The sequence below is a fragment of the Stutzerimonas sp. CXK-1 genome (genome assembly GCF_057738225.1).
The window spans coordinates 2,847,791-2,874,466 of sequence record NZ_CM173217.1; the positions used below are offsets into that span (position 1 = coordinate 2,847,791).

General features: G+C 67.8%; 21 protein-coding genes. 12 read left to right on the plus strand and 9 right to left on the minus strand.

The window, feature by feature from the left end; translation table 11 throughout:
• The first annotated feature begins 200 nt into the window (after window positions 1–200).
• Both AC0KXH_RS13440 and AC0KXH_RS13445 read left to right on the plus strand, forming a co-directional pair.
• A complete protein-coding gene (locus AC0KXH_RS13440; RefSeq protein WP_313328001.1) occupies window positions 201–3,662 on the plus strand; it encodes a hybrid sensor histidine kinase/response regulator in 3,462 nt (1,153 codons plus the stop codon).
• Between the two features lie 70 nt (window positions 3,663–3,732).
• A complete protein-coding gene (locus AC0KXH_RS13445) occupies window positions 3,733–4,977 on the plus strand; it encodes an MgtC/SapB family protein (RefSeq protein ID WP_488223544.1) in 1,245 nt (414 codons plus the stop codon).
• A 9-nt stretch (window positions 4,978–4,986) separates the two neighbouring features.
• On the opposite strand, the gene AC0KXH_RS13450 is transcribed toward AC0KXH_RS13445, so the two are convergent.
• Together AC0KXH_RS13450 and AC0KXH_RS13455 are read right to left on the minus strand one after the other, a co-directional pair.
• The gene (locus AC0KXH_RS13450) at window positions 4,987–6,474 is read right to left on the minus strand and encodes a DNA recombination protein RmuC (RefSeq protein ID WP_312382118.1); all 1,488 of its coding nucleotides are present in this window, start codon (window positions 6,472–6,474) and stop codon (window positions 4,987–4,989) included.
• A 51-nt stretch (window positions 6,475–6,525) separates the two neighbouring features.
• Window positions 6,526–6,942 carry a tetratricopeptide repeat protein gene (locus AC0KXH_RS13455; RefSeq protein ID WP_234292922.1) on the minus strand — a complete coding sequence of 139 codons (417 nt, stop codon included), beginning with the start codon at window positions 6,940–6,942 and terminating at the stop codon, window positions 6,526–6,528.
• Window positions 6,943–7,431: 489 nt separating this feature from the next.
• On the opposite strand from AC0KXH_RS13455, the gene AC0KXH_RS13460 reads away from it, so the two are divergent.
• The 5 genes from AC0KXH_RS13460 to AC0KXH_RS13480 are packed head-to-tail and all read left to right on the plus strand — an operon-like array spanning window position 7,432 to window position 13,107.
• Window positions 7,432–9,984, plus strand: a complete 2,553-nt coding sequence (locus tag AC0KXH_RS13460) for an intermembrane phospholipid transport YdbH family protein (RefSeq protein WP_488223545.1) — start codon at window positions 7,432–7,434, stop codon at window positions 9,982–9,984.
• Window positions 9,985–10,003: 19 nt separating this feature from the next.
• Window positions 10,004–10,195: a YnbE family lipoprotein gene (locus AC0KXH_RS13465; RefSeq protein WP_041106562.1), complete on the plus strand. Its 192-nt coding sequence runs from the start codon at window positions 10,004–10,006 to the stop codon at window positions 10,193–10,195.
• Between the two features lie 9 nt (window positions 10,196–10,204).
• The gene (locus AC0KXH_RS13470) at window positions 10,205–10,546 is read left to right on the plus strand and encodes a YdbL family probable chaperone protein (protein WP_041106564.1); all 342 of its coding nucleotides are present in this window, start codon (window positions 10,205–10,207) and stop codon (window positions 10,544–10,546) included.
• Between the two features lie 48 nt (window positions 10,547–10,594).
• Entirely contained in the window at window positions 10,595–11,209 is a 615-nt protein-coding gene (locus AC0KXH_RS13475) for an eCIS core domain-containing protein (RefSeq protein WP_083679814.1), read from the plus strand.
• A 14-nt stretch (window positions 11,210–11,223) separates the two neighbouring features.
• Window positions 11,224–13,107, plus strand: coding sequence for a metallophosphoesterase family protein (locus AC0KXH_RS13480; RefSeq protein ID WP_488224613.1), 1,884 nt, complete (start codon window positions 11,224–11,226; stop codon window positions 13,105–13,107).
• A gap of 7 nt (window positions 13,108–13,114) precedes the next feature.
• On the opposite strand, the gene AC0KXH_RS13485 is transcribed toward AC0KXH_RS13480, so the two are convergent.
• The 4 genes from AC0KXH_RS13485 to AC0KXH_RS13500 all read right to left on the minus strand — a co-directional run bounded on the left by AC0KXH_RS13485 (window position 13,115) and on the right by AC0KXH_RS13500 (window position 17,304).
• Window positions 13,115–13,426 carry a hypothetical protein gene (locus tag AC0KXH_RS13485; protein WP_269262427.1) on the minus strand — a complete coding sequence of 104 codons (312 nt, stop codon included), beginning with the start codon at window positions 13,424–13,426 and terminating at the stop codon, window positions 13,115–13,117.
• Between the two features lie 39 nt (window positions 13,427–13,465).
• The gene (locus tag AC0KXH_RS13490; RefSeq protein ID WP_488223546.1) at window positions 13,466–15,832 is read right to left on the minus strand and encodes a DNA polymerase II; all 2,367 of its coding nucleotides are present in this window, start codon (window positions 15,830–15,832) and stop codon (window positions 13,466–13,468) included.
• 212 nt (window positions 15,833–16,044) lie between these two features.
• On the minus strand, window positions 16,045–16,683 hold the full coding sequence (locus AC0KXH_RS13495; RefSeq protein ID WP_224110164.1) for a peroxiredoxin: 639 nt from the start codon (window positions 16,681–16,683) through the stop codon (window positions 16,045–16,047).
• Between the two features lie 39 nt (window positions 16,684–16,722).
• A complete protein-coding gene (locus tag AC0KXH_RS13500) occupies window positions 16,723–17,304 on the minus strand; it encodes an RBBP9/YdeN family alpha/beta hydrolase (protein ID WP_488223547.1) in 582 nt (193 codons plus the stop codon).
• A gap of 243 nt (window positions 17,305–17,547) precedes the next feature.
• Between AC0KXH_RS13500 and oscA the strand changes: the two genes are divergently transcribed.
• The 5 genes from oscA to AC0KXH_RS13525 all read left to right on the plus strand — a co-directional run bounded on the left by oscA (window position 17,548) and on the right by AC0KXH_RS13525 (window position 21,981).
• Window positions 17,548–17,727: a sulfur starvation response protein OscA gene (oscA, locus tag AC0KXH_RS13505; protein ID WP_437269811.1), complete on the plus strand. Its 180-nt coding sequence runs from the start codon at window positions 17,548–17,550 to the stop codon at window positions 17,725–17,727.
• Between the two features lie 261 nt (window positions 17,728–17,988).
• Window positions 17,989–18,987, plus strand: a complete 999-nt coding sequence (locus AC0KXH_RS13510; protein ID WP_488223548.1) for a sulfate ABC transporter substrate-binding protein — start codon at window positions 17,989–17,991, stop codon at window positions 18,985–18,987.
• Window positions 18,988–19,284: 297 nt separating this feature from the next.
• Window positions 19,285–20,103 (plus strand): sulfate ABC transporter permease subunit CysT, encoded by an 819-nt coding sequence (gene cysT, locus AC0KXH_RS13515; RefSeq protein ID WP_488223549.1) that lies wholly within the window; start codon window positions 19,285–19,287, stop codon window positions 20,101–20,103.
• 10 nt (window positions 20,104–20,113) lie between these two features.
• Window positions 20,114–20,989, plus strand: a complete 876-nt coding sequence (gene cysW / locus AC0KXH_RS13520; protein WP_279646897.1) for a sulfate ABC transporter permease subunit CysW — start codon at window positions 20,114–20,116, stop codon at window positions 20,987–20,989.
• Window positions 20,986–21,981: a sulfate/molybdate ABC transporter ATP-binding protein gene (locus AC0KXH_RS13525; RefSeq protein WP_488223550.1), complete on the plus strand. Its 996-nt coding sequence runs from the start codon at window positions 20,986–20,988 to the stop codon at window positions 21,979–21,981. Before cysW ends, AC0KXH_RS13525 begins: the two co-directional genes overlap by 4 nt.
• 10 nt (window positions 21,982–21,991) lie before the next feature.
• Here AC0KXH_RS13525 and AC0KXH_RS13530 read toward each other — a convergent pair whose 3' ends face one another.
• The 3 genes from AC0KXH_RS13530 to fdhF all read right to left on the minus strand — a co-directional run bounded on the left by AC0KXH_RS13530 (window position 21,992) and on the right by fdhF (window position 26,413).
• Window positions 21,992–22,609: a TIGR04211 family SH3 domain-containing protein gene (locus AC0KXH_RS13530; RefSeq protein WP_488224614.1), complete on the minus strand. Its 618-nt coding sequence runs from the start codon at window positions 22,607–22,609 to the stop codon at window positions 21,992–21,994.
• 352 nt (window positions 22,610–22,961) lie between these two features.
• Window positions 22,962–23,447 (minus strand): helical membrane plugin domain-containing protein, encoded by a 486-nt coding sequence (locus AC0KXH_RS13535; RefSeq protein ID WP_061341095.1) that lies wholly within the window; start codon window positions 23,445–23,447, stop codon window positions 22,962–22,964.
• On the minus strand, window positions 23,447–26,413 hold the full coding sequence (gene fdhF, locus AC0KXH_RS13540) for a formate dehydrogenase subunit alpha (RefSeq protein WP_488223551.1): 2,967 nt from the start codon (window positions 26,411–26,413) through the stop codon (window positions 23,447–23,449). The genes AC0KXH_RS13535 and fdhF overlap by 1 nt, the downstream gene beginning before the upstream one ends.
• Window positions 26,414–26,676 lie beyond the last annotated feature (263 nt).

Genomic DNA, 26,676 nt, shown 5'->3' on the forward strand with positions numbered 1-26,676 from the left:
GATGCCCTATCGCCCGGCTGCAAGGGTGATGGCAGAGCCGCTGGCCCTACATCCGACCTTGGTCGCAGCCATGGCCAAGCCCGGTCGATTGCTGCCAAACTGCGCCGATTCTCTTCTTTCACACGTCAGTCGCGCGCTGCGGAACCTCGCCCGGGGATCCGGCGCATGGCTGTCGACACTGCTTTTCGCTCGGAGTTTGCATGACCCTGTCCGGCGGGCTGATCGCGGCGGTCGCCCTCATCTATATGGCCATCCTCTTCGCCATCGCCTTCTACGGCGATCGCAGCGGGGAGATGTCGCCGCGCCTGCGTGCCTGGGTCTACAGCCTGTCGCTGGCGGTGTGGTGTACCAGCTGGACCTTCTTCGGTTCGGTCGGCCAGGCCGCCGAGCAGCTCTGGGCATTCGTGCCCATCTACCTGGGGCCGATCCTGCTGATGCTGTTCGCCCCGCACGTCATCCAGAAGATGATCGTCATCAGCAAGCAGGAGCACATCACCTCGATCGCCGACTTCATTGCCGCACGCTACGGCAAGTCGCAGCTGCTCGCCGTGGTGGTCACGGTCATCTGCCTGGTCGGCGTACTGCCCTACATCGCACTGCAGCTCAAGGGGATCGTGCTGGGCGTCAACCTGCTGATCGGCACCAACGTCGACGCCACCGGCACCGGCACGCGGGATACCGCGCTGATCGTCTCGATGGTGCTGGCGCTGTTCACCATCCTGTTCGGCACGCGCAACCTGGACGTCACCGAGCACCATCGCGGCATGGTCCTGGCGATCGCCTTCGAATCGCTGATCAAGCTGCTGGCCTTTCTCGCCGTCGGAGCCTTCGTCACCTTCGGGCTGTACGACGGCTTTGGCGACCTGTTCAACCAGGCGCACGATTCGCCGGAGCTCGCCTCGTTCTGGGCGGAAACGGTGAACTGGCCGTCGATGCTGGTGCAGACAGTCGTCGCGATGATGGCGCTGGTCTGCCTGCCACGGCAGTTCCACGTTGCCGTGGTGGAAAACAACGAGCCCCGCGACTTCCGCCTGGCGCGCTGGGTGTTTCCGCTGTACCTGGTGCTCGCCGCGGTCTTCGTGGTGCCGATCGCCCTGGCCGGACAGATGCTGCTGCCGGCCGGCATCACGCCCGATTCCTTCGTCATCAGTCTGCCGCTGGCCGAAACGCACCCCTGGCTCGCCCTGCTGGCGTTCATCGGCGGCGCCTCGGCCGCCACCGGCATGGTCATCGTCGCCAGCGTCGCGCTCTCGACCATGGTCTCCAACGACATGCTGCTGCCCTGGCTGCTGCGCCGGCAGGAAACGGAGCAGCCGTTCGAGGCCTTCCGCCACTGGATGCTCTCGGTGCGGCGCATCAGCATCATCGTCATTCTCCTGCTCGCCTACGTCAGCTATCGGCTGCTGGGCTCGACCACCAGCCTGGCGACCATTGGCCAGATCGCCTTTGCCGCGATCACCCAGCTGGCTCCGGCGATGATCGGCGCGCTCTACTGGAAGCAGGCCAACCGGCGCGGCGTGTTCGCCGGCCTCGCCGCCGGTGCGGCGATCTGGTTCTACACGCTGATCCTGCCGGTGCTGGGCTGGCCGCTGGAGATGTTCCCGGGGCTGGACTGGATGTACCGTGGCGGCCCGGGGTTCGGCATCAGCGGGCTGACGCTCGGGGTCACGCTGTCGCTGATGGGCAACGCGACGCTGTTCTTCTGGGTCTCGATCCTGACCCAGACCCGTGTCGCCGAGCACTGGCAGGCCAGCCGTTTCATCGGCCAGGAAATCACCCCGAGCACCAGCACCCGGCGCCTGCTCGCCGTGCACGTCGAGGACCTGCTCTCGCTGGCCTCGCGCTTCGTCGGTGCCGAGCGCGCCGAGCAGAGTTTCCACCGCTTCGCCCGCCGTCATGGCCAGGAGTTCTCCCTGCGCCAGCAAGCCGACGGCCAGTGGATCGCGCATACCGAACGCCTGCTGGCCGGGGTTCTCGGCGCCTCCTCGACCCGCGCGGTGGTCAAGGCCGCGCTGGAAGGGCGCGACATGCAGGTCGACGACGTGGTGCGTATTGTCGGCGAGGCCAGTGAGGTCCTGCAGTTCAACCGAGCGCTGTTGCAGGGTGCGATCGAGAACATCACCCAGGGCATCAGCGTGGTCGATCAGTCGCTGCGCCTGGTGGCCTGGAACCGCCGCTACCTGGAGTTGTTCGACTACCCCGACGGGCTGGTCTACATCGGCCGGCCGATCGCCGACATCATCCGCTACAACGCCGAGCGCGGCCTCTGCGGCCCGGGCGACCCGGACACCCACGTCGCCAAGCGGCTGTACTGGATGCGCCAGGGCCGCGCGCACACGTCCGAACGGCTGTTCCCCAACGGCCGCGTGGTCGAACTGATCGGCAACCCCATGCCCGGCGGCGGTTTCGTCATGAGTTTCAGTGACATCACCGCCTACCGCGAGGCCGAACGCGCGCTGAAGGATGCCAATGAAGGCCTCGAGCAGCGCGTCAGCGAGCGGACCCAGGAGCTGTCGCAGCTCAACCAGGCGCTGATCGAGGCCAAGAGCACCGCCGAGGCGGCCAACCAGTCCAAGACGCGCTTCCTCGCCGCGGTCAGCCACGACCTCATGCAGCCGCTCAACGCGGCGCGCCTGTTCTCCGCCGCCCTCTCCCACCAGCAGGACACGCTGCCTGCCGAGGCACGCGACCTGGTGCGGCATCTGGACAGCTCACTGCGTTCGGCCGAAGACCTGATCACCGACCTGCTGGATATCTCGCGTCTGGAGAGCGGTCGCGTCACGCCGGATCGCAACCCCTTCGCGCTTTCAGCGCTGTTCGAGACGCTCGGTACCGAGTTCACCGCCCTGGCCCGCGAACAGGGCGTGGACTTCCGCGTGCACGGCAGCACGCTGCGCGTGGACAGCGACGTTCGCCTGCTGCGACGGGTGCTGCAGAACTTCCTTACCAACGCCTTCCGCTATGCCAAGGGCCGCGTGGTCCTCGGTGCGCGCCGTCAGGGCAATGCGCTGCGCCTGGAGGTGTGGGACCGTGGCCCGGGCATCCCGCAGGACAAGCTCAAGGTCATCTTCGAGGAGTTCAAGCGCCTGGACAGCCACCAGACCCGCGCCGAGAAGGGCCTGGGCCTGGGCCTGGCGATCGCCGACGGTCTCTGCCATGTGCTTGGGCACAAGCTCGAGGTGCGCTCCTGGCTCGGCAAGGGCAGCGTGTTCAGCGTGACCGTACCGATTGCCCCGGCCGCGCCGACGCGCAAGGCGCCAGCCCCTCGCGAGACGTCGCACAGCGCCCTGACCGGCACCCAGGTGCTGTGCATCGACAACGAGGACAGCATTCTCATTGGCATGAACAGCCTGCTGTCGCGCTGGGGCTGCCAGGTCTGGACCGCGCGCGACCGTACCGAATGCCAGGCGCTGCTCGCCGAAGACGTGCGCCCCCAGCTGGTACTGGTCGACTACCACCTCGACGATGGCCACACCGGCACCGAGTTGATGGGCTGGCTGCGCAGCCGGCTCGGCGAACCGGTGCCGGGCGTGGTGATCAGCGCCGATGCGCGCCCCGAACTGGTCGCCGAAATCCATGCGGCCGGCCTCGACTTCCTACCCAAGCCGGTCAAGCCGGCGGCCCTGCGCGCCCTGATGAGCCGCCATCTGACGCTGCGCTAGCCGCGCCCGTCCGCGGCGGCGCGGGCGGCGCTACACTGATGGCCCAATGCCGCTGTCGCCAAGGCTGCCCATGACCCAGGAACTGCTGCTCAACCTTGCCACCGCCCTGGGCCTCGGCCTGCTGATCGGCGCCGAGCGGGGCTGGAGCGGACGCCACGAGGTGGCCCCCGAGCTGGTCGCCGGTATCCGCACTTTCGGCCTGGCCGGCCTGCTCGGCGGCCTGGCGACGCTGGCCGCCAGCCACTTCGGCGTTGCCGCCTGGATCGCCCTGTTCGTGCTCCTGGCGCTACTGGTGATTGCCGGCTACCTGATCGATGCCCGCGGTGGCGATCATGGCATGACCAGCGAGGTCGCCCTTCTCCTGACCTTTGTGCTCGGCAGCCTGGCCGTCGCCGAGAGTCGCCTGCTGGCCGGCGGCTGCGCCATCGTCGTGGCCCTGCTGCTCAGCCTGAAGGGCCAGCTGCACGGCGCCCTGCAGCGCCTCAGCCAGGCCGAGCTGAGCGGCGCGCTGAAGCTGCTGTTCATCTCGGTGGTGCTGCTGCCGGCGCTGCCCAACGAAGGCTACGGCCCGTGGCAGGCGATCAACCCCTACACGACCTGGCTGATGGTGGTGCTGATCGCCGGCATCGGCTTTGCGGCCTACGCGGCGATCCGCCTGCTGGGTACGCGCCACGGCCTGCTGGTCACCGCCCTGCTCGGCGGCATGGTCTCGTCGACGGCGATGACGCTGACCCTCGCGCGGCTGGACGCCACGCGGTTGCGGGCCGCGCTGGCTGCCGGCCTGCTGGCGACCTCGGCGCTGATGTTTCCGCGCGTGCTGCTGGAAGTCGGCGTGGTCAATCCGGCCCTGCTCGACCGCCTGCTGCTGCCGGTACTGACGGCCGCCGCGGTCTACGCCGCTGGCGCGCTGTTCTTCTATTTCCGCGCGGCAGAGCAGCCGGACGAAGCCACCGAACCACCGCTGAAGAACCCGTTCGAGCTCCTGCCGGCGTTGCGCTTCGCCGCGCTGCTGGTCGGCATCCTGCTGCTGGTCGAGGGCGCCCGTCACTGGCTGGGCGACATGGGCGTCTATCTGGTCTCGCTGATCTCCGGCCTGACCGACGTCGACGCGATCACCCTGTCACTGTCGCGCAGCGCCAACGACGGGCTGGCGGCACCGATCGCCGTTCGCGGCATCTTCATCGCCGTGGTCAGCAACAGCCTGGTCAAGGCGGTGCTGATCGCCGTCATTGGCGGCCGCGCACTGGCACTGCGCACCGCGCCGGTGATGCTGGGCGGCCTGCTGGCAGGCGCATTCGCCCTGCAGTTCGCCTAAAGCACACCGCTACAGGTCGACCTGCGGCAGATCGACCGGCTCCGCCTCGCTGACCCCGGCCCGCTCCAGCCAGTCGGCTGGCAGCCGCTTGCTCGCCCGCGCGCCGAGCTGGCGCAACTGCTCACTGCGCCCCACCAGGTTGCCGCGCCCGTCGACAAGCTTGTTGCGCGCCGCCTGGTAAGCCTTGTCCAGCTGCTGCAACCGGCCACCCACTTCGTCGAGGTCCTGCAGGAAGGCGACAAACTTGTCGTACAGGGCGCCGGCGCGCTCGGCGATCTCGCGCGCGTTCTGGCTCTGCCGCTCCTGTCGCCAGAGGCTGTCGATGACCCGCAGCGTGGCCAGCAACGTGGTCGGGCTGACGATCACCACATGGCGCCCGAAAGCCTCCTGGAACAACTCCGGGTCGGCCTGCAGGGCTGCCGCGAACGCTGCCTCCACCGGCACGAACAGCAACACGAAATCCAGGCTCTGCAGGCCCTCGAGGCGCTGATAGTCCTTGGCGGAAAGGCCCTTGAGGTGGTTGCGCAGCGACAGCACGTGCTGTTTGAGCGCCGTCGAGCGACTGTTTTCGTCCGGCGCGCTGAGCAAGGCCTGATAGGCGGTGAGGCTGACCTTGGCGTCGACCACAACCTGACGCTCGCCGGGCAGGCGGATCAACACATCCGGCTGGAAGCGCTGCCCGTCGGCGCTTTTCAGGCTGACCTGGGTTTGGTATTCGCGGCCCTTCTCCAGCCCGGCGTGCTCGAGGACCCGCTCGAGCACCAGCTCGCCCCAGTTGCCCTGGGTCTTCTGCCCCTGCAGCGCGCGGGTCAGGTTGGTCGCCTCATCGCCCAGCCGCTGGTTGAGCTGCTGCAGGCGTTCCAGCTCCCGCGCCAGCGAGAAGCGCTCGCGCGCCTCGCTCTGGTAGCTCTCCTCGACGCGTTTCTCGAAGGCCTGGATGCGCTCCTTCAAGGGGTCGAGCAATTGCCCGAGACGTTCCTGGCTGGTTTCGGCGAAGCGCTGCTCACGCTCATCGAAGATACGCCCGGCCAGCTCGGCGAACTGCGCACGCAACTCGTCACGCGCCTGCTGCAGATCCTGCAGGCGCTGCTGGTGGGCGCTCTGCTGCTCGCGCAGTTCAGCCTGTGCGGCGGCATGCTCGGCCGCGAGCCGGCGCAGCTCGGCCTGCCACTGCTCGCGCTCGGACTCGAGCTCCACGATGCAGTCGCGGTCCTCGCCGCGCTGGGCCTGCAACAGCTGCGCCTCGCGCCGGGCGGCGGCCAGCTCGGCCTGCTGGGCAGCCTTCAGTTCATTGAGTTCGGTGAGTTCGTGCCGTGCGGCATCCAGCTGCGCACCCAGTCCCTGTTCGGCCAGGCTGGCCTGGGCCAGGCGCTCCTGCAGCAATGTCTGCTCGATCTGTTGACGGCTGAGGCGCGCGCGCAACTGCACGCAGAACCCGGCCAGCAGCGCGCAGCTCAGGCCGAGCGCAGCGGAGAGATATAGAGGTTCGAAAGGCATCGGCGGCTCCGGCGAGAGTGCCGGGCAGTATAACGAGGCGCCGCCGCCAGGTCAGACCCGCTGCGCGAACCGCTCGAGCAACTGGCGGGCTTCGTCGGAGCCCTGGGCAGCCGCCTGCTCCAGCCAGTGCCGCGCCTTGCCCGGCTCGTTGTGCTGAGGTTGTGCATACAGCCGGCCAAGCTCCAGCTGCGCATGGCAGTCGCCAGCGCGGGCGGCCTGACGCAGCAGCTCCAGGCCGATGCGGCGATCGCGGTTGCCGTCGCAGTCGCGGCACAGCAGACGCCCGAGGCGCGACTGCGCCGCCACCACCCCGTCGCGAGCCGGCTGCTTGAGCAGGCGTCCGGCGATGCGCTTGATGCCATCGGCCTGACCGAGGCGCGGGCTGTCCAGCAGCCACATCGCCATGCGCAGGCGCGGTGTGTAGGAAACGGTAGCGGTGGAAGCCGTAAAGGAAGTACGAGTTCTCATGTCTCAGGGAGGCAAGTACGTGAGGGCGCGCACTTTACTCCTTTTTTCGTGGAGTAAAAGTCTTGTCAAAAGCGCTCGATGACGATCTAGCCGGGGCACGAAATTTCATCCACAGAAGCTGTGGATAACTCCGTGGACAAAGTGCAGACAAATCGCCCCAGGCCCGGTGTTATCTGGCCTGCGGTTAAACTGACGCTTTTTTCACCAGAAGAAAAAATCCTTTGTTTTCAATAGCTTAAGCTAGAGCCCAGCAACCACGCGGGTTTGCGGGGTGCGCGGATAGGCGCTTGACAAAGCCGCCCCGAAAATGTGCACAAGTGATGGCGCTCTGGTACGAAAGGCTCTATCCAGGTGCCTGCGCGACGCTTCGTCGCGCCCCTCTCGGAACTTTCCAGAAGGCCGAATGTCTCGTCAGGTCTGGCTTAGCGGGGCTCGGCCGATGCTTCGCCGCGGGCTTATGCTGTGCGCTCCTCGCCTCTGGAGAACGGCATGACCCGCGCTCGGCGCCTGCTGCTTGTCTGCGCATCCCTGATCGGCCTGCTGATCATTGCCGCTATCGCCCTGACCGCGGCCTGGCGCGACTTCAGGCAGGCCCAGGGCATCGAGCAGCTCGACTGGCAGGGCCTGCATCTGGGCCCGTCGGGCCTGCGGCTGACGAGGTTGCAGCTGGTGCAGCGCGATCCGTCAGGACGGCTGTTGAAGCTGGACGCCCAGGATCTGCGCCTTGGCCTCGCCGACTGGCGCCCGCACAAGTTGCAGATCGCGCAACTGGCACTCGACTGGCAGCCCGCAAGCAGCGCCCTGCAGCCGAGCGGCGGGCTGCCTGACCTTTCCGACGAGCGGTTACGCGCGCTCGCAAGCTGGCTGCCGAGGCAAGTAGAGATCGCCAGCCTGCAGCTGGAGTTGCCCTGCCCCAATGGCCGCTGCGAGGAACGAGGGGCATTGCAGCTCAGGCGAGCGGGTGCCGCACTGCTGCCGGCGAGCGGCAGCCTGACGCTCTATCCACAAGCGGTTCCGGGTGCGCACCGCCTGCAGCTGCAGGTCGACGCGCGAGCGCAGGGGGCCGCGCTGCTGCTGGAACTCGGCGTCCTGCTCGACGATACCCAGCGGCTGTCACTGCAGAATCGGCTGCAACCAAGCGACGGGCAGCTCGCCTGGGATGGCGCCGCCTCGCTCGGCCAGTTGCCAGAGGCCGAATGGCTGCTGCCCTGGCTCTGCCGCTGGGCCGAATGCCAGGCGCAGGGCCGCCTCGACCTGCCTGGCGAAATGCATCTGGGGGCGGCCTGGGCTCTGCGCCTGCCCGATCCACGGCTGCTCGGGCAGCTGCCGGGCTGGCAATCGGCCACCGGCGACCTGCGTCTGTCGGCGGACCTGCCGGGCTACTGGCCGCTGCCCGCGCTGGGGCAACTGCGCGGGCGTCTCGACCTCGCCGCCAGCGGCCAGGACGGCCGCTGGCTGCCGCAGAGCCTGACCGCCGATCTCGAACTGCGACCAGCCGCGGCGCTGCTCGCCGATATCCCGCCCGCGCTGCGCCCGGAGGCGCTGCAGCTCTCGCTCGAGCCACGCGCCCCAACAGACGAGGCCCTCAGCTTCTACCTCAAGCTGTCTACCAGCGGAGGCCCGGCGCTGTCCGTCGAAGGCGACCTTCAGCTAGGCCTCGGCGCGCTACCGCACCTGACCTTCGACGCGCTACAGGCACGGCTGCGCAGCGCTTCATTAAGCGAAGCTGGCCTGCAAGCCCGCGACCTGCGTGTACAGGCCACGCTGCGCGGCCGGATGAGCGCCGACGCCGCGGAGCTGACCCTGAGCGCCGCGCAGGTCTCGGCGCAGCGCATCGCCAGCGAAGCGGGCACTGCCCTCGACCTGCAGGCGAAGCTCGACGGCCTGGCTGTGAGCCTGGCCCGTCAGGCGAACGGCTTTACCTATCACGCCAGCGGCCCCCTGATCCTGAGCACGCGGCAACTGCAGCATCCCAGCCTGCGCCCACTGGACTGGCGCCTGCGCGGCCGGCTCGAAGCCGAACCGCAGCGCCTTGCGCTCAGCGGCGAGCTCGGCAACGGCGCAGGCCTCTCGCTGAACCTGGCGGCTCGCCGCAGCGACGCAACGCTGACCGCCGACATCGGCCTGCCGGCGCTGTTCTTTCGCGCGGGTAATCCTCTGGCCGGCACCCTGGCCGACTGGCCGGCGACACTGGAGATCAGCAGCGGCCGCCTGCAGGGCGAAGCACAATGGCAGCTACCTGCGAGCGGCGCGCAGCGGGCCACGCTGACGCTGCGTGGCAAGGGCCTGGCCGGGATCGTCGACACCGCCGAGTTCAGCGGGCTCGATGCCGTGGCGAACGTCGAGCTGAAAGGCGCGCGGCTACGCGTGGCACTGCCCACGCTAAGCGTGCAGACGCTAAACCCTGGCGTGCCGATCGGCCCGCTGCAGGTCACCGGCCGCTACGAAGGGGAACTCGCCAAGCCGGCACAAGGGCGCCTGAGCTGGACCAAGGCGCAGGCGGGCGTGCTCGGTGGCCGTCTCTGGCTCGAGCCGGGCGGCCTGACGCTCGGCGAACCGGCGCAAGCGCTCGACCTGCGCCTGCAGGGGCTGCAGATCGCCGAACTGCTGCGCGCCTACCCGGCCGAAGGGCTGGCCGGCAGCGGCACGCTCGACGGCCGCTTCGATGCCCGCTACCGCCCCGAGGGGCTGAGCATCGAGCAAGGCAGCCTCGCCGCGCGCACGCCCGGCGGCGTGCTGCGCTTCCGCTCGGCGCGGCTGGAGGCCCTGGCGGCGGCGAACCCGGCGATGAAGCTGGTCACCGAGGCGCTGCATGACTTTCACTACAGCCTGCTGACCAGCGACGTCCGCTATGATGAAACGGGCAAGCTGCAGCTTGGGCTGCGCATCGAGGGTCGCAACCCGGCGCTCGAGGGCGGCCGGCCGATCAACTTCACGATCAGCCTCGAGGAAGATATCCCCGCCCTGCTGACCAGCCTGCAACTGAGCGATCGCGTCAGCGAAACCATCCAGCGCCGGGTGCAGCAACGCCTGCAGCGCTGACCGGAACAGGAGAACCGCCATGCGGTTGCGTCACATGCCGCCCCTCTTGCTGCTGGCCCTGCTGGCCGGCGCCTGCACGCCGCGCGTCGAGCTGGCGGTGCCCAACGAGCCGATCAACATCAACCTCAACGTGAAGATCGAGCACGAGATCTACATCAAGGTCGATCGCCAGCTCGACTCGATCATCAACGAAGACAGCGGACTGTTCTGAAGGAGCGCCATGAAACGCCATCTCAAGCTCGCCGGCCTGCTGCTGGCCCTGATCGCCCTGCCCGCCGCGGCGATGACCCTCAACGAAGCCATGGCCGCGCTCGGCCAGGCCAAAGCCAGCGGCCAGCTCGGCGAGCGCCCTGACGGCTACCTCGGCGTGGTGCAGTCCAGCGGCCATGCCGAGGAGATCGCCAGCCAGATCAATCAGGCGCGCCGCGCCGAATATCACCGCGTCGCGCAGCAGAACGGCATCGCTGTCAGTGATGTCGAAGCCATCGCCGGCAAGAAGGCCATCGAAAAGACCCCGCGCGGCCAGCTCGTACTGATCAACGGCAGCTGGGTGAAGAAATAGGCGGTCCGAGCGGGCCCGGCCAGCGCTAGAATCAGCCGCCCCGAGCCCATGCCTGCCAGCCTCATGCCAGCCCTTCGCATTCGCCACCTGCTCTGCTCACTGCTGCTCGCCGCCTGCATCCCGCCGGTGCAGGCGCAGCCCTGCCCGCAGGGCCAGCAGCAGGTCTGCGTGGTTGCCTGCTTCTGCGCCCCGGCCAGTGCCGGCGGCGGCCAGGACTACGAGCGCTTCAGCCGCATGACCGCCTTTGCCCTGCAGAACTGGCTGCAATATTCGCGCGACAGCGCCCTGGCCGCAGGGGTACAGCCAATGCCGCTGCAGATTCGCGCCCAGCTCGAACCCTGGTTCGACTTTGGCGTGCTCGATGCCGCGCGCTACCGGGTCGGCGATCCGAGCACCCTGGCGGCGGCCGACGCCATGCTGCAGAACCCCGACGTCAACGCAGTCACGCTGGTCGACGTGATCGTCTTCCGCCACGCCGCCGATGCCGAGGACAACGCCGCGCTCTGGGCGCACGAGCTCAAGCACGTCGAGCAGTACCAGCAGTGGGGCGTCGCCGAGTTCGCCTGGCGCTACACCCAGGACTACCGCGCCGTGGAAGCGCCGGCCTACGCGCTGGAGCGCGAGGTGAGCCAGGCCCTGAAGGCCGCGGAGGCGGCGCCGTGAGCGCCCTGCCGGCGGTGCTCGCCGGGCCGATCCTGCGCCGCCTCGAGCCCGGGCGCCTGCGGCTCTGGCTGGTCGGCAGTCGCCCGCTGCCGCTGACCCTGCACCTGGCCCCCGAGGGCGAGGCCGAGCGCCGTATCCGCCTCGACGAGTCCGCCTGCCGGCGCCTGCGCCTGGGCGAGCACGCCTGGCTGCACCTGATCGACGTGGCGCTCGCCGAGGCGCTGCCGCACGAATGCACCATCGCCTACGACCTGACCCTCGACGACGAAGCCAACGCCGGCATCGCCAGCTGGGCACCGCACCTGCTCTACCCCGGCGCGAACCGGCCGGGTTTCGTCCTGCGCGCGCGCTTCGACGACCTGCTGCATGGTTCCTGCCGCAAACCGCACCACGCCTCGGCCGACGGGCTGACCTGCGTCGATGCCCTGCTCGAGGCTACATCGGCGCCCGCCGAGCGCCCTGCCGCGTTGCTGCTCACCGGCGACCAGATCTACGCCGACGATGTCGCCGGGCCGATGCTGGTGGCCATCCACGCACTGATCCGCCGGCTCGGGCTCTATGGCGAATGCCTTGAGGGCGCGGTGGTCGCCGACAGCGAGGCGCTGCTGACGCACCCGGCAACCTACTACCGGCGCGAGGAGCTGCTGCCGGCGTTCAAGTCCAACGAGGCGTTGCGCGAGCGTTTCTTCGGCGGCGTCGACAAGCCGATCTTCACCACCGCCAGCGCGCACAACCATCTGGTCACGCTGGCCGAAATGCTGGCGATGTGCCTCCTGGTCTGGTCGCCGCAGCCATGGACGCTGATCGCCCCAGAGCCACCGGCGCTGGATAGCGAGAATGCCGCGCGCTACGCCCGCGAGGCCGACGCGATCGCCGCCTTCGTCGAGAGCCTGCCGCGCGTCGCACGCGCCCTGGCGCACCTGCCGACGCTGATGATCTTCGACGACCACGACATCACCGACGACTGGAACCTCTCGGCGCGCTGGGAGGAGATCGCCTATGGCCACCCCCTCTCGCGGCGCATCATCGGCAATGCGCTGCTCGCCTACCTGCTGTGCCAGGCCTGGGGCAACGCGCCGGAGGCGCTCGCCGCACCGCTGGACCGCGTCGCCGCGCTGCTGCATGGCGCCCGCGCCGGCATGCTCGACTGCGCTGGGCACGACGCCGCGGTCGCTGCCGTGCTCGACGTCGAGGACTGGGGCTACACGCTGGCGACCACGCCGACACTGGTGGTGCTCGACACGCGCACCCGCCGCTGGCGCAGCGAACGCCACCTCAGCCGCCCATCCGGGCTGATGGACTGGGAGGCGCTCACCGACTTCCAGCAGCAGCTGCTCGGCCACGACGCGGTGGTGATCGTCTCGCCGGCGCCGATGTTCGGCGTCAAGCTGATCGAAGCGGTGCAGCGCCTGTTCAGCTGGGCCGGGCACGCGCTGCTGGTCGACGCGGAAAACTGGATGGCGCACCGCGGCGCCGCGCAGGTGATGCTCAACATCTTCCGCCACACGCGCACGCCGGCGAACTACGTAATCCTCTCCGGCGATGTGCACTACTCGTTCGTCTACCGCGTGGTGATTCGCGGCCGGCGCGGCGGCCCGCAGCTCTGGCAGATCACCAGCAGTGGCATCAAGAACGAATTTCCGCGACGCCTGCTCGATCTGTTCGACCGCCTCAACCGCTGGCTCTACGCGCCGCGCTCGCCGCTGAACTGGCTGACCAAGCGCCGCCGCGTGCGGGTCGAGCCCTGGGTGCCGGACCGCCGCAGCGCCGGCGAACGCCTCTGGAACGGCGCCGGCATCGGCCGCGTGCGCCTGGACGAGAGCGGCCGGCCGCAGTCGATCGAGCAGCTCAACGCCGACGGCTCGCCGGGCGTGCGCTTCCAGCCCGAGCGCGATTGAGGGCCCCCTAAAGCCGCTCGACCCGCTGCGCGCGCAGCAGCAACGACTCCTGCTCGAAGCGCCGCTCCAGCTCACCGCGATAGCGCTGCCACCAGTCGCGCTCCAGGCGCGCGGCCATCACCTCATAGATCACCGAGTCATCGTGGCTCGGCGGCGCTTGCGGGTCTTCCTGCCAGTAGCCGCTGGCCGGCGCCCGGGTGTAGGCGGTGAGCCCGCCGAAGCGTTCGATCAGCTCGTCGCGGACCTGGCGAAACAGCGCACGCGGCAGCGCCTGGCCGTCGTTGCGGTAGAGCGGCAGGAGTATCTGGATCAGGTACATGCGCGGGCCTCCGGCAGTTTGCCGTTGGACCGCGCTCGCTCAGAACAGCTCCAGCTGGCCGTCGATCAGCGAATCGAAGTCGTCGCCGACGAAGGGCAGGATGGCATCGGCCACGGGCTTGAGCTGGCGGCCGATGTAATGGTCGTAGTCGACCGGCGCGCGGCGCACCTCCAGGGGCTCTGGGCCGGCGCGGGTGATCAGGTAGCTGATCCAGCCACCGCTCTGGTACTGCCGCGGGCGGCCCTGGCTGTCGTTGTAGGCGTCGGCCAGGCGCGCCGCGCGGACATGCGGCGGCACGTTGCGCTGGTAGTCGTCCAGCCGGCGGCGCAGGCGCTTGCGGTAGACCAGCAGCTCGTCGAGCTCGCCGGCCAGGGTGCGCCGCACGTAGTCGCGGACGAACTCGCGGTGCGGCTCGCGGTTGAAGATGCGCAGGTACAGCGCCTGCTGGAAGCGCTGGGCCAGCGGCGACCAGTCGGTGCGCACCGTCTCCAGGCCCTTGAAGACCATGCCGTCGCTGCCGTCGGCGCGCGTCACCAGCCCCGCGTAGCGCTTCTTGCTGCCCTCCTCCGCACCGCGGATGGTGGGCATCAGGAAGCGCTTGAAGTGCGTTTCGAACTGCAACTCCAGGGCGCTCTGCAGGCCGTATTCGGCCGCCAGGTGCTGGCGCCACCAGGCGTTGATCCGCGCCGCCAGCGCCTGGCCGATCGCGGCCGCCTCGGCATCGGCGTGGGCACGGCGCAGCCAGACGAAGGTCGAGTCGGTATCGCCGTAGATCACCAGATGCCCCTCGGCCTCGATCAGTTCGCGGGTGCGGCGCATGATCTCGTGCCCGCGCAGGGTGATCGACGACGCCAGGCGCGGGTCGAAGAAGCGGCAGCCACTGGAGCCGAGCACGCCGTAGAAGGCGTTCATGATGATCTTCAGCGCCTGGGCCAGCGGCTTGTTGCCTTCGCGCTTGGCCGCCTCGCGGCCCTGCCAAACGCGCTCGACGATGGCTGGCAGACAGTGCCGGCGACGCGAGAAGCGCGCGCCGCGAAAACCGGCCACCGAATCGGCCTCATCGGGCTGGCGCAGCCCTTCGATCAGCCCCACCGGGTCGATCAGGAACGAGCGGATGATCGACGGATAGAGGCTCTTGTAATCGAGCACCAGCACCGATTCGTAGAGGCCCGGGCGCGAATCCATGACGAAGCCGCCGGGGCTGGCCTCCGGCTCGCGCTCGCCGAGGTTCGGCGCGACGAAGCCCAGGCGGTGCATCGGCGGCAGGTACAGGTGCTCGAAGGCGGCCACCGAGCCACCGCTGCGGTCGGCCGGCAGGCCGGTCACCGTGGCGCGTTCAAGGAGGAAGTCGAGCACCCCGGTGTGGGCGAAGATGCGCGTGACCAGCTCGCAGTCCTTGAGGTTGTAGCGCGCCAGCGCCGGCTTGTCCTCGGCGAACATGCGCTCGATTTCGGCCATGCGCTGGTAGGGGTTGTCGATCGCCTTGCCTTCGCCGAGCAGGGTCTGCGCGACGCTTTCCAGGCTGAACGACGGAAAGCTCCAGAACGCCGAGCGCAACGCCTCGATGCCATCGATGATCAGCCGCCCCGCGGCGTCGGCGAAGAAGTGGTTGCTGCGCATGCCGTGTTCGCGCCACTCCAGCTCGCCGCCGTCGCGGCCCAGGCGCAGCGGTACCTGCAGCTTGCGCGCGTGCTCGCGCAGGATGCGCAGGTCGAACTGCACCAGGTTCCAGCCGATGATGGCGTCCGGGTCGTGCTCGGCCAGCCAGGCGTTGAGCCCGCGCAACAGATCGGCGCGGCTCTCGCACCAGGTCAGCGGCACCTCAGGCGCGGCGCCGTTGGCCGGGCCGAGCATGTAGACCTGGCGCGAACCGCAGCCTTCGATGGCGATCGAGTAGAGTTCGCCGCGCGCGGTGGTCTCGATGTCCAGCGAGGCCAGCCGCAGCTGCGGCCGGTAGTGCTCGTCGGCACGCAACTGCACGGTGCCGTCGCGCTCGCCGGTAAAGGTGACCGGCGCGGTGATGAAGCGCTCCATCAGGTAGCGCTCGGGCGGGCGGATGTCCGCCTCGTAGACATCCACCCCCCCCTCGCGCAGCAGGCGGGCGAGCTGCAGCAGCCGACGATAGCTGAGGCAGTACAGGCCAAGCACCGGACGATGACGGAAGTCGCACAGCCGCAGCGGGCGCAACGCCCAGCCCGGCGCCGGGCTGCCGCGCTCGGGCGGCGCCTGGGCCAGCAGGCGCTCGGCCTCGGCCCGCTGCACCGCGGGCACGAAGGCCACCGCCTCCTGCGGCGGCACGCGGACCCGGCGCGGCCCGGCGTCGGTGGCGAGCCAGAAGCTCACCTCGATGCCCTCGGCGGTATCGCGCCAGTGCCGGGTCAGGACGAAGCCCTGCCGTGTGTCCACCCTCTGCCCTCGAACTGCGGAAAGACGACAGTCTACCGGGCAGCCGCAGCGCCCGGAAAAACGCCGCGTGTTCGGCCGTATGCAAGCGCGACGCACGATGCTCAGGCGCAAACGAAAAAGGCCGAAGGGCGCGCGTGACGCGCGCCCTTCGGCCTGGTCAAAACGGCACGTTCGCGTGCCGTTGGTTCATACCCGCGGCGGGCCTATGCCAATCACCGATTCGGTTGCGGTGTCAGGCGCAGGTACGGCTTGACCGCCCGGTAGCCCTTGGGGAAGCGTTGCTTGAGCTCGGCCTCGTCCTTGAGCGAGGGCACGATTACCACTTCGTCTCCGTCCTGCCAGTTGGCCGGGGTGGCGACCTTGTGGTTGTCGGTCAGCTGCAGCGAATCGATCACCCGCAGGATCTCGTGGAAGTTGCGCCCGGTGCTCGCCGGGTAGGTGATGCTCAGGCGCACCTTCTTGTTCGGATCGATGACGAACAGCGAGCGCACCGTCAGGGTGTCGCTGGCGTTGGGGTGGATCAGGTCGTACAGCTCGGAGACCTTGCGGTCGGCGTCGGCCAGGATCGGAAAGTTGACCCGGGTGTTCTGCGTCTCGTTGATGTCCTCGATCCACTTGAGGTGCGAATCCACCGGGTCCACGGACAGGGCGATGGCCTTGACGTTGCGCTTGGCGAACTCGTCCTTGAGCTTGGCGGTAAAGCCGAGCTCGGTGGTGCACACCGGGGTGAAGTCGGCCGGGTGCGAGAACAGCACACCCCAGCTGTCACCCAGCCACTCATGGAAGCGGATGCGGCCTTCGCTGGAGTCCTGCTCGAAGTCGGGGGCGATATCGCCGAGATGGATGCTCATGGTTCTCTCCCTTCACTGGATGGCATGGAAAACGCGCGGTCAGGCAACCAGGCGCGTACGTTGTTCGATCAGTCGCTGCAGACGATAAAGATAGGCGAAGCCCTGCTCCCAGCGCGTATGGCCAGAGCGGACGTTGATGTGGCCGACGCCGCCGAGCACGACGGTCTCGCTGCCCCAGTCGCGGCCCATGGCCATGGCTCGCTCGGCACTGGCGGCCGGATCGTTGTCCGAGCCGACCAGCAGGCTGGGAAACGGCAGCGCCTGCCGCGGCGCCGGGGCGAAATCACGCAGGGCCTCGGGGCACTGCGCGCGCTCGACGTCGGCCGGCGCCACCAGCAGCGCGCCGCGCACCCGCTGCCGCAGTGCCTCGGGTGCCCGCTGCGCCCAATGCGCCAGCGTCACGCAGCCCAGGCTGTGGGCGATCACCACGGTGGGCTGCGCGCTGGCCTCGACGGCATGCGACAGTTCGGCAATCCAGCGCTCGCGGCGCGGCTCGACCCAATCCCGCTGCTCGACGCGCACGCTGTTGGGCAGGTTGCGCTGCCAGTGACTCTGCCAATGATCGTCAGGCGAGCCATGCCAGCCCGGCACGATCAGGTAACGAATGGATTCGCTGTGCATGCCTGCACCTCCTCTCAACGATGGGGCTAAGTCTAGAGCCTGCCCGAACCAACCATAAAAGAATAAAAAAGAATTTATCTATTCCTTTTAGTTGAATAGCAAAAGCCTTCCCTACGCGAATACTTGGTTATAAGCATGTGATAAAAATGTATTTTCTGGAATAAACGGCACTGCCTACTATCTGCCCAGCGCCTACCTCGCTGCGCTGCAATCCCGCAGTGCAGGGCGGCCTTGGAGAACACGATGAGCGAACCGCTTCGCTATCCGGATGCTCAGGACGAGAAGGGCCTGCTACGCGAGATCCTTCAAGCGCTCGCCGGCCTCAAGTACGGCTCGCTGGAAATCACCGTGCACAACGGCCAGGTGGTGCAGATCGAGCGCAAGGAAAAATTTCGTCTGCAAGCCACCGCGAAAAACGTCTGAACCCGACCGACAAACCCTAGCCCGACTGGACCACCGGAGGGCGTGACCATGGAAAACAAGCACATGAACACGCACCGGTACTGCAGCTGTCGCCCGCGAATGCGGAGCTGATCGAGTCACTGAAAACCACCTGACACCGCTAGACCAGGTTGCAACCCGCCAGGCTGCTTCCGCCTCGCCCTGCCTGTCTTCCAGCGTGATTTCAGCGACCGTCCCTGAAGCGCCAACCCCTACCCAATCAGTTTTTTCAGGAGCTGCACCATGTCCATTCGTCGCTTTGCTCTCGCCGCCCTGGCGAGCGCGCTGATCGGCGGCCCTGCACTGGCCGCCGATACCCTGCTCAACGTGTCCTACGATCCGACGCGCGAGCTCTATGTGGCATTCAACGACGCCTTCAACCAGCACTGGCAGGCCCAGGGCCATGAGCCGATCAAGATCCAGCAGTCCCATGGCGGCTCGGGCAAGCAGGCCCGCGCGGTGATCGACGGCCTGCGCGCCGATGTGGTGACCCTGGCCCTGGCAGGCGATATCGACGAGCTGCATCGCCTCGGCAAACTGATCCCCGAGGACTGGCAGACCCGCCTGCCGGACGCCAGCACGCCCTATACCTCGACCATCGTGTTCCTCGTTCGCAAGGGCAATCCGAAGGGCATCAAGGACTGGGACGACCTGGTCAAGCCGGGCGTCGAGGTGATCACGCCGAACCCGAAGACCTCCGGCGGCGCACGCTGGAATTTCCTCGCCGCCTGGGCCTACGCCCAGCAGAAATTCGGCGACGAGCAGCAGGCCCAGGCCTTTGTCGAGAAGCTCTACAAGAATGTGCCGGTGCTCGATACCGGCGCCCGCGGCTCGACCGTCACCTTCGTCAACAACGGCATCGGCGACGTGCTGCTGGCCTGGGAGAACGAGGCCTTCCTGGCCCTGAAGGAACAGGGTGGTGAAGAGTTCGAGATCATCGCGCCTTCGCTGTCGATCCTTGCCGAGCCACCGGTGGCCGTGGTGGACAAGAACGTCGAGCGCAAGGGCACGCGGGCGCTAGCCGAGGCCTATCTGAACTATCTGTACAGCGAGGAAGGCCAGCGCATCGCGGCGAAGCACTTCTACCGGCCACGCAACGAGGCCGTGGCGGCCGAATTCAAGAACCGGTTCCCGGCGCTGAAGCTGGTCACCATCGACGGGGCTTTTGGTGGCTGGAAGGCCGCACAACCGAAGTTCTTCAATGATGGCGGCATCTTCGACCAGATCTATCAGGCCGAATGAAGCTACTGCGCTTGCTCATACTTCGTTGAAGACCGGCTCGGGCCTGCTCATTTACAGCCCGTAAACTCCGCGGCCCTCGCCGGTCTTCGCCTTGTCTGAGCTGCGCTCGTGACGCTTCAGCCGACACATTGCACGACAGTTCGTAGGGTGGATGGCCGAAGCCATCCACACGTCCGAGGCGCTGGCCCGCATACGGCAGGCTCAGCGTGATGCGCGTGGAAAATCGCTTCGCGCGTTTTCCACCCTACGGTCTTCCAATTTTTTTGGCCATTACGCCAAACCGTCCGAGCCTCGAACATGTCTAGCCGATCTACCTCCGTCATACCCGGCTTCGGGCTGACGCTGGGCTACACCCTGGTGTACCTCAGCCTGTTGGTGCTGATTCCCCTGGGTGCGCTGTTTCTCAAGACCACCGAACTCTCGTGGGCGCAGTTCATCGCCATCGTCAGCGCGCCGCGCGTGCTGGCGGCGCTCAAGCTGAGCTTTGGCACAGCCTTCGCGGCCGCCGTGCTCAATGGCGCGATCGGCACGCTGCTGGCCTGGGTGCTGGTGCGCTATCGCTTCCCCGGCCGCAAGATCATCGAGGCGATGATCGACCTGCCCTTCGCCCTGCCGACCGCGGTGGCAGGCATTGCCCTCACCGCGCTGTACGCGCCGAACGGACCGATCGGCCAGTTCGCCACACAGATGGGCTTCAAGATCGCCTACAGTCCGCTGGGCATCACCCTGGCACTGACCTTCGTGACCCTGCCCTTCGTGGTGCGCACCCTCCAGCCGGTGCTCGCCGATATCCCGCGTGAAGTGGAAGAAGCCGCGGCCTGCCTCGGCGCGCGTCCGCTGCAGATCGTTCGCCATGTGCTGCTGCCAGCACTGCTGCCCGCCTGGCTGACCGGCTTCGCCCTGGCCTTTGCCCGCGGCGTCGGCGAGTACGGCTCGGTGATCTTCATCGCCGGCAACATGCCGATGAAGACCGAGATCCTGCCGCTGCTGATCATGGTCAAGCTGGACCAGTACGACTACGCCGGCGCCACGGCCATCGGCGTGCTGATGCTGGTGGTGTCATTCATCCTGCTGCTGGCGATCAACCTGCTGCAGCGCCGCATTGCCCACGGCTGAGGAGGCCAGCATGACTACCGCTTCCCTGCCCGTGTCGGCGAATGCCCGCGCCACCACTACCCGTCGCGGCAAGCAAACGGCCCGCCGCTTGTTGATCGGCGCGGCCTGGTTGACCTTCGCGCTGTTCCTTCTGCTGCCGCTGTTGATCGTCCTCGGCGAAGCCTTCAAGCAAGGGGTCGGCACCTTCTTCACGGCGATCCTCGAGCCCGATGCCCTGGCCGCGCTCAAGCTCACCCTGCTTGCCGTGGGCATCTCGGTGCCGCTCAATCTGGTGTTCGGCGTCGCCGCCGCCTGGTGCGTGAGCAAGTACGAGTTCCGCGGCAAGAGCCTGCTGGTGACCCTGATAGACCTGCCGTTCTCGGTCTCCCCGGTCATCGCCGGCCTGATCTACGTGCTCTTGTTCGGCGCCCAGGGCTATTTCGGCGAGTGGCTGAGTGATCGCGATATCCAGATCGTCTTCGCCGTGCCGGGCATCGTCCTGGCGACGCTGTTCGTCACCGTGCCCTTCGTCGCCCGCGAGCTGATCCCGCTGATGCAGGAGCAGGGCAGTACCGAAGAGGAAGCCGCGCGGCTGCTCGGCGCCAGCGGCTGGCAGATGTTCTGGCACATCACCCTGCCGAACATCAAATGGGGCCTGATCTACGGCGTGGTGCTCTGCACCGCGCGGGCAATGGGCGAGTTCGGCGCGGTGTCGGTGGTCTCCGGGCATATCCGCGGGCTGACCAACACCCTGCCGCTGCACATCGAGATTCTCTACAACGAATACAACCACGTCGCCGCGTTCAGCGTGGCCAGCCTGCTGCTGGCCCTGGCGCTGGTGATCCTGCTGCTCAAGCAGTGGAGCGAATCGCGCATCGCGCGCCTGAAAACCGGAGCACAGCCATGAGTATCGAAGTCCGTGACGTCAACAAGCGCTTCGGCGGGTTCCAGGCGCTGCAGGCGATCGACCTGCACATCCAGAGCGGCGAACTGGTCGCCCTGCTCGGCCCGTCCGGCTGCGGCAAGACCAGCCTGCTGCGCATCATCGCCGGGCTGGAAACGCCGGACAGCGGCAGCATCGTGTTCCATGGCGAGGATGTCTCCAGCCGCGATGTGCGCGACCGCAACGTCGGCTTCGTCTTCCAGCATTACGCACTGTTCCGCCACATGACCGTGTTCGACAACGTGGCCTTCGGCCTGCGCATGAAGCCGAAGAAGCTGCGCCCGAGCGAAGCGGTGATCGCCGCCAAGGTGCACGAGTTACTGAATCTGGTGCAGCTGGACTGGCTCGCGGACCGTTACCCCGAACAGCTCTCCGGTGGCCAGCGCCAGCGCATTGCCCTGGCCCGCGCGCTGGCAGTGGAGCCAGAGGTGTTGCTGCTCGATGAGCCGTTCGGCGCGCTGGACGCCAAGGTGCGCAAGGAACTGCGCCGCTGGCTGGCGCGGCTGCACGAGGACGTGCACCTCACATCGGTATTCGTCACCCACGACCAGGAAGAGGCGATGGAGGTCGCCGATCGCATCGTGGTGATGAACAAGGGTGTGATCGAGCAGATCGGCACGCCGGCGGAGGTGTATGCCAATCCCGCCAGCGAGTTCGTCTACCACTTCCTCGGCGACGCCAATCGGCTGCAGCTGGACGAAGGGCGCAGCGTGCTGTTCCGCCCGCATGAGGTGCGGCTTTCGCGCGAGCCTCAGGCGGCCTACATCGCCAGTGAGGTCCAGGATATCCGGCCGCTGGGTGCACTCACCCGGGTCACGCTCAGGCTGGCCGGGCAGCCCGAGCCGATCGAGGCGGAAGTCGGCCACGACCATCCCGGCCTCGTCGGCCTCGGGCGCGGCGAGCGGCTGTATTTCCAGCCCGTACCGTCGGCGCAGGCCCAGCCGTCGGCCGGCTGAGCCCTTCGCCTCAGAACCAGCGGTCGTTGCGCTTACGGCGGCCGAACAGCAGCGGCAGGATCAGCCCGGCCAGCAGCCCGGCGCCGGCGATGCTGCCGCCATAGACCATGTAAGTCATCAGCACGTGCTTGTTCTCGTCGCCCAACTGCGCCTGCGCCTCGCGCAGGGCGGCCTGGGCTTCGGCGAGCTCTTCGCCCAGCGCACGGCTGCGCGCCTCGAGTTCGTCGATCAGCGTCTTGCGCGAGTCGAGTGTCTCCTGCATGCCCTGCACGCGGTTCTTCCAGCTGTCATCGATGGTGCGCAGCTGCTCGCGCAGCTCGGTCGTCTCGGCCTCCAGCTGCGGCAGGCGTTCGGCCTGGCCGGGGACTTCCTGCAGGTCGGCGCTGCGGATCCAGACCTTGTCGCCGGACTCGCCGCGGACCTGGCTGTAGTCGCCCTGGGTCTGCAGCAGTTCGACCTTTTGTCCCGAGGTGAGCGAGCCAACGATGCGATAGCCATCGGTGGGGCCGCTGCGCACGTAGGTGGTCAGCTGGTCGCTGACCCAGCGTGCATTGTCACCTTCCTGGGCGTGGGCAGTGCCAGCCAGCAGGCTGGCGCCCATGAGCGCGGCCAGCAACCCGCCCCGCATGCGGGCGTAGCGGCGGCCAATGGAGTGATTGAGCAATTGAGAGCGCATTCGGATGGATAACTTTCTTGGAATGAGTAAGGCCGGCGCAGCACAGGGGCGCGCCGGCAGGAAAACAAGCCGGCCGGGCCGGATCGATGAACACGGACAGGGCGCCGCGATAAAAAAAGGCGGGCAGCCGCAGGGGCGGCCAGGCCACGTCCGTGGGCTGACAGACCCCCGTGCCACCGCTGAGTTCCCCCGCATGGCGGGCCGGCCTGCCAGCCGCCCCGTCAGCGAAACCGGCGAACGCTCTGCCACGGGCGCCCGCGCGGCGCCGCAGCGCACGGGCAGCGCGCCGCGGCACGACGAACGGTCAGAAGCCGCTGGACTTGCCGCTGAAGGCGCTGATCGGCTTGTCGACTTCGCGGTCCAGCCCCTGGGCGAAAGCCTTGAGCCCGTCGAGCAGTGGGGTGATGGCGCGCCAGAGGTCGTCGTCATGCAGCAGCCGGTAGGCGCCGCTGACGCCCGGCGCATCCTTGCCGTGCTCCTCGGGCTGGTAGCCGGCGACGGTCGACAGGCCATCGCGCACGGCAAAGGCCACCTTGTAGAACTGCTCCGGCGGAATGCGCGACAGCGCCATGCCGAGAATCGACAGGTTCTGGATGGCATTGAGCGTGCCCGGCTTGTTCAACCCGTCGACCAGCACCTTCATCACCTCGGCCTGCGAGCCGGCCAGGTCATTGGCAAAACGCAGGATGCCGCGCTCGTGCAGCGTCTGCAGCAGCTGGTTCAGCTCGTCCTCGGCGGTCGCCCCGATCTTGGGTGGGCGGACCCGATAGTTCTCGATACGTTCAGCCATCAGAGACTCTCCGGATGCTGTTCATGGGCAGGCGGCTCGACATAGTCGTCGCGCATCCACTTGACCTCGACCGGCACGCCGGCATTCGGCGTGCGCTGGCCGTGGCGGAAGTTGCCGGGCGGCAGCGGTGCCTCCAGCGGCGGGCGCTGCAGGACCTCCAGGCGCACCGCGGTTTCCTTGTAGGCGGGCGTATTGACGTCCGGGTCGTGGTGTTCGCCGGTAAGCAGATTGAGCCCTGGCTTGCCCTGGTGGATGGGCACGAACAGGGTCTTGCCGGCGACCCGCTCGGTGACCACTGCCGGCAGTTCGACGGCACCGCGGCGCGAGGTGAGGCGCACCCAGGTGCCCCGACCGATGCCGCGTTCGGCGGCCAGCTCGGGGCTGACCTCGACGAACCAGTGCGGTGACAGCGAACTCATGCGCAGGCCCTGCCCGGTCTGGTTGTCGCCCTGGAAGTGCTCGAGCATGCGGCCGTTGTCGACCATCAGGTCGAAGGTGTCGTCCGGCCCTTCGGCCGGGGCCTTCCACTCCAGCGGGTAGAGCACCGCCTTGCCGTCGTCGGTGTGGAAACCGTCGGTATACAGCAACGGCGTGTCCTGGCCGTCGGCGGCCACCGGCCAGCACAACGACTTCCAGCCCTCGAGCCGCGCGTAGCTGACCCCGGCGAACAGATCGGCGATGCCGGCCACCTCGTCCATGATCTGCCCCGGATGCGTGTAGCCCCAGGAATGGCCCATGCGCGCCGCGAGGTCGGTGAGGATGCGCCAGTCCGGGCGGCTCTCGCCCAGCGGCTCGAGCGCCGGGTAGAAGCGCTGGATGCGCCGCTCGGTGTTGACGAAGGTGCCCTCCTTTTCCACGCTCGGGCAGGCCGGCAGGACCACATCGGCGAACTCGGCGGTGCGGCTGAGGAATACGTCCTGCACCACCATGAAGTCGAGTTTCTCGAAGGCCTGGTGCACGTTGTGGCTGTCGGCGTCGGAAAAGGCCGTCTCCTCGCCGATGATGTACATCGCGCGCACCTTGCGCTCGTCGGCCTGCTGCACCATGAGGAAGTTGTCCGAACCGACCTCGCCCGAAAGCTGCTCCGGCGGCACGCCCCAGGCACGTGCCCACTTGGCCCGCACGGCGTCGTCGGAGACCTTTTCGTAGCCGGGGTACATGTTCTTCAGGCAACCGAAGTCACTCGCCCCCTGCACGTTGTTGTGCCCGCGCATCGGGTAGCCGCCGGTACCCGGCCGGCCATAGTTGCCGGTGACCAGCAGCAGGTTCGACAGCGCCGTGCTGGTGTCGGCGCCGTGGCTGTGCTGGGTGATGCCCATGGCCCAGAGCAGGCAAACGCTGCCGGCGCGACCGATCAGCTCGGCGGCCTCGACCAGCTGCGCGCGCGGGATGCCGGTCACCTGCTCGGCGAACTCCAGGGTGAACGGCGCCAGCGACTGGCGATATTCCTCGACCCCGTTGACCTGGCTGGCGAGAAAGGCCTCGTCGGCCAGGCCCTGTTCCAGCAGATAGCGCGACAGCGCCGAGGCCCAGACCAGATCGGTGCTCGCATTCGGCCGCAGGTAGAGGTTGGCGCGCTCGGCCATCTCCTGACGGCGCGGGTCGACGACGATCAGCTTCTGCCCGCGCAGCTTTTGCGCGGCCTTGACCTTCGAGGCGATCACCGGATGGTTTTCCGACAGGTTGCTGCCGACGATCACCACCAGCTCGGCCTGCTCGATGTCCGCGATGCTGCCCGCATCGCCGCCATAGCCGACGGTACGGAACAGGCCCTTGGTCGCCGGGTTCTGGCAGTAGCGCGAGGAGTTATCGACGTTGTTGGTGCCAATGACCAGCCGGGCGATCTTCTGCGTGAGGTAGGCCTCCTCGTTGCTCGCCTTGCTCGAGCCGATGAACCCGATGCTGTTCGGCCCGTGCTCGTCGCGGATTGCCAGTAGGCGCCGCGCCACCAGGCCCAGCGCCTCGTCCCAGCTGGCCTCGCGAAAGGTGCCGCCGTCGCGGATCAGCGGCATGGTCAGGCGCCGCTCGCTGTTGACGAAGTCCCAGGCGAACTTGCCCTTGACGCAGGTGGAGATGCCGTTGACCGGCGCCTCGACCACCGGCTGCACCTTGAGGATGTGGCGGTCGCGCGTCCACATCTCGAACGAGCAACCCACGCCGCAGTAGGTGCACACGGTCTTGGTGCGCTTGATCTCCGGCTGGCGCCAGTGCATGTCCATTTTCGAGATGGCGGTGATCGGCGGCGCGCCGATGGTGTGTTCGAGCGCCTTGGCCGCATCGATCATCGGCCGCTTGAGCGATTGCGGCAGGCTGGTGAAAGGCCCGGCATCGGGCTGCATGGTCTTTTCCATCAGCGCGTTGCAGGGGCAGACGGTGACGCAATGGCCGCAGCTGACGCAGCTCGAGCCGGCGATGGTCTGGCCGCCGTCCCAGAGCACGCGCGGCGGGTCCATCTGGAAATCGATCGACAGCGTCTCGTTCACCTCGACGTTCTGGCAGGCCTCGACGCAGCGACCGCAGAGGATGCACTGGTCCGGATCGTAGGTGTAGAAGGGGTTGGAGTGATCCTTCTCGTAGGGCTTGCGCTGAAAGGCATAGCGCTGCACCGGCATGTTCATGTCGGCGACGGTGTTGTGCAGGGTGCAGTCGCCGGTGTTGTTCTCGCACAGCGTGCAGTACAGCTCGTGCTTGGCCAGCAGGCGATCCATGCCCTCTTCGCGCGCGGCGCTGGCGCGTGCGGCCTGGCTGGTGACCTCGAGCCCCTCGCGGGCTTCCAGCGTACAGCCGCGCACCAGCTCGCCATCGAGCTCGACCCAGCAGACATCGCAGGTCTGCGGCGAGCCCAGCGAGCGGTGGTAGCAGACGTGCGGCAGGTGAATGTCGTGTTCGGCGAGAAAATCGATCAGCGGCGCGCCGGCGGTGCCGGTCAGCGGTTTGCCATCGAAGCGGATCGTGCAGTCTGACATCAGGCCTCCGTTGTTCTTGTCGTTGCGTGGACAGGCATCCCTGTGGCGGCTGGCCCCGGCATCCGTGCGCAGGCGTTCGATCGCCGGCCTAGCTCGGGCGCCAGCGCTCGGGGACGAGCAGCGGGCACCTGCCAGGTGGCCTTGGCGCGGCGCACGGCACGCCGCCGACAAGAGGTCGGTAATCTCTGAGCTGGTGCTGAAAAGCCATGGCAAGCGCCATCTGCAATCCCCCAGCGAGGGCGCCGCCGGCAGGACGGCAGGCG

Bases quoted from the DNA above. Each gene is read 5' to 3' on its own strand.
- AC0KXH_RS13440 (WP_313328001.1), top strand. From the start codon at position 201: ATGACCCTGTCCGGCGGGCTGATCGCGGCGGTCGCCCTCATCTATATG.
- AC0KXH_RS13445 (WP_488223544.1), top strand. From the start codon at position 3,733: ATGACCCAGGAACTGCTGCTCAACCTTGCCACCGCCCTGGGCCTCGGC.
- AC0KXH_RS13450 (WP_312382118.1), bottom strand. From the start codon at position 6,474: ATGCCTTTCGAACCTCTATATCTCTCCGCTGCGCTCGGCCTGAGCTGC.
- AC0KXH_RS13455 (WP_234292922.1), bottom strand. From the start codon at position 6,942: ATGAGAACTCGTACTTCCTTTACGGCTTCCACCGCTACCGTTTCCTAC.
- AC0KXH_RS13460 (WP_488223545.1), top strand. From the start codon at position 7,432: ATGACCCGCGCTCGGCGCCTGCTGCTTGTCTGCGCATCCCTGATCGGC.
- AC0KXH_RS13465 (WP_041106562.1), top strand. From the start codon at position 10,004: ATGCGGTTGCGTCACATGCCGCCCCTCTTGCTGCTGGCCCTGCTGGCC.
- AC0KXH_RS13470 (WP_041106564.1), top strand. From the start codon at position 10,205: ATGAAACGCCATCTCAAGCTCGCCGGCCTGCTGCTGGCCCTGATCGCC.
- AC0KXH_RS13475 (WP_083679814.1), top strand. From the start codon at position 10,595: ATGCCTGCCAGCCTCATGCCAGCCCTTCGCATTCGCCACCTGCTCTGC.
- AC0KXH_RS13485 (WP_269262427.1), bottom strand. From the start codon at position 13,426: ATGTACCTGATCCAGATACTCCTGCCGCTCTACCGCAACGACGGCCAG.
- AC0KXH_RS13495 (WP_224110164.1), bottom strand. From the start codon at position 16,683: ATGAGCATCCATCTCGGCGATATCGCCCCCGACTTCGAGCAGGACTCC.
- AC0KXH_RS13500 (WP_488223547.1), bottom strand. From the start codon at position 17,304: ATGCACAGCGAATCCATTCGTTACCTGATCGTGCCGGGCTGGCATGGC.
- oscA (WP_437269811.1), top strand. From the start codon at position 17,548: ATGAGCGAACCGCTTCGCTATCCGGATGCTCAGGACGAGAAGGGCCTG.
- AC0KXH_RS13510 (WP_488223548.1), top strand. From the start codon at position 17,989: ATGTCCATTCGTCGCTTTGCTCTCGCCGCCCTGGCGAGCGCGCTGATC.
- cysT (WP_488223549.1), top strand. From the start codon at position 19,285: ATGTCTAGCCGATCTACCTCCGTCATACCCGGCTTCGGGCTGACGCTG.
- cysW (WP_279646897.1), top strand. From the start codon at position 20,114: ATGACTACCGCTTCCCTGCCCGTGTCGGCGAATGCCCGCGCCACCACT.
- AC0KXH_RS13525 (WP_488223550.1), top strand. From the start codon at position 20,986: ATGAGTATCGAAGTCCGTGACGTCAACAAGCGCTTCGGCGGGTTCCAG.
- AC0KXH_RS13530 (WP_488224614.1), bottom strand. From the start codon at position 22,609: ATGCGGGGCGGGTTGCTGGCCGCGCTCATGGGCGCCAGCCTGCTGGCT.
- AC0KXH_RS13535 (WP_061341095.1), bottom strand. From the start codon at position 23,447: ATGGCTGAACGTATCGAGAACTATCGGGTCCGCCCACCCAAGATCGGG.
- fdhF (WP_488223551.1), bottom strand. From the start codon at position 26,413: ATGTCAGACTGCACGATCCGCTTCGATGGCAAACCGCTGACCGGCACC.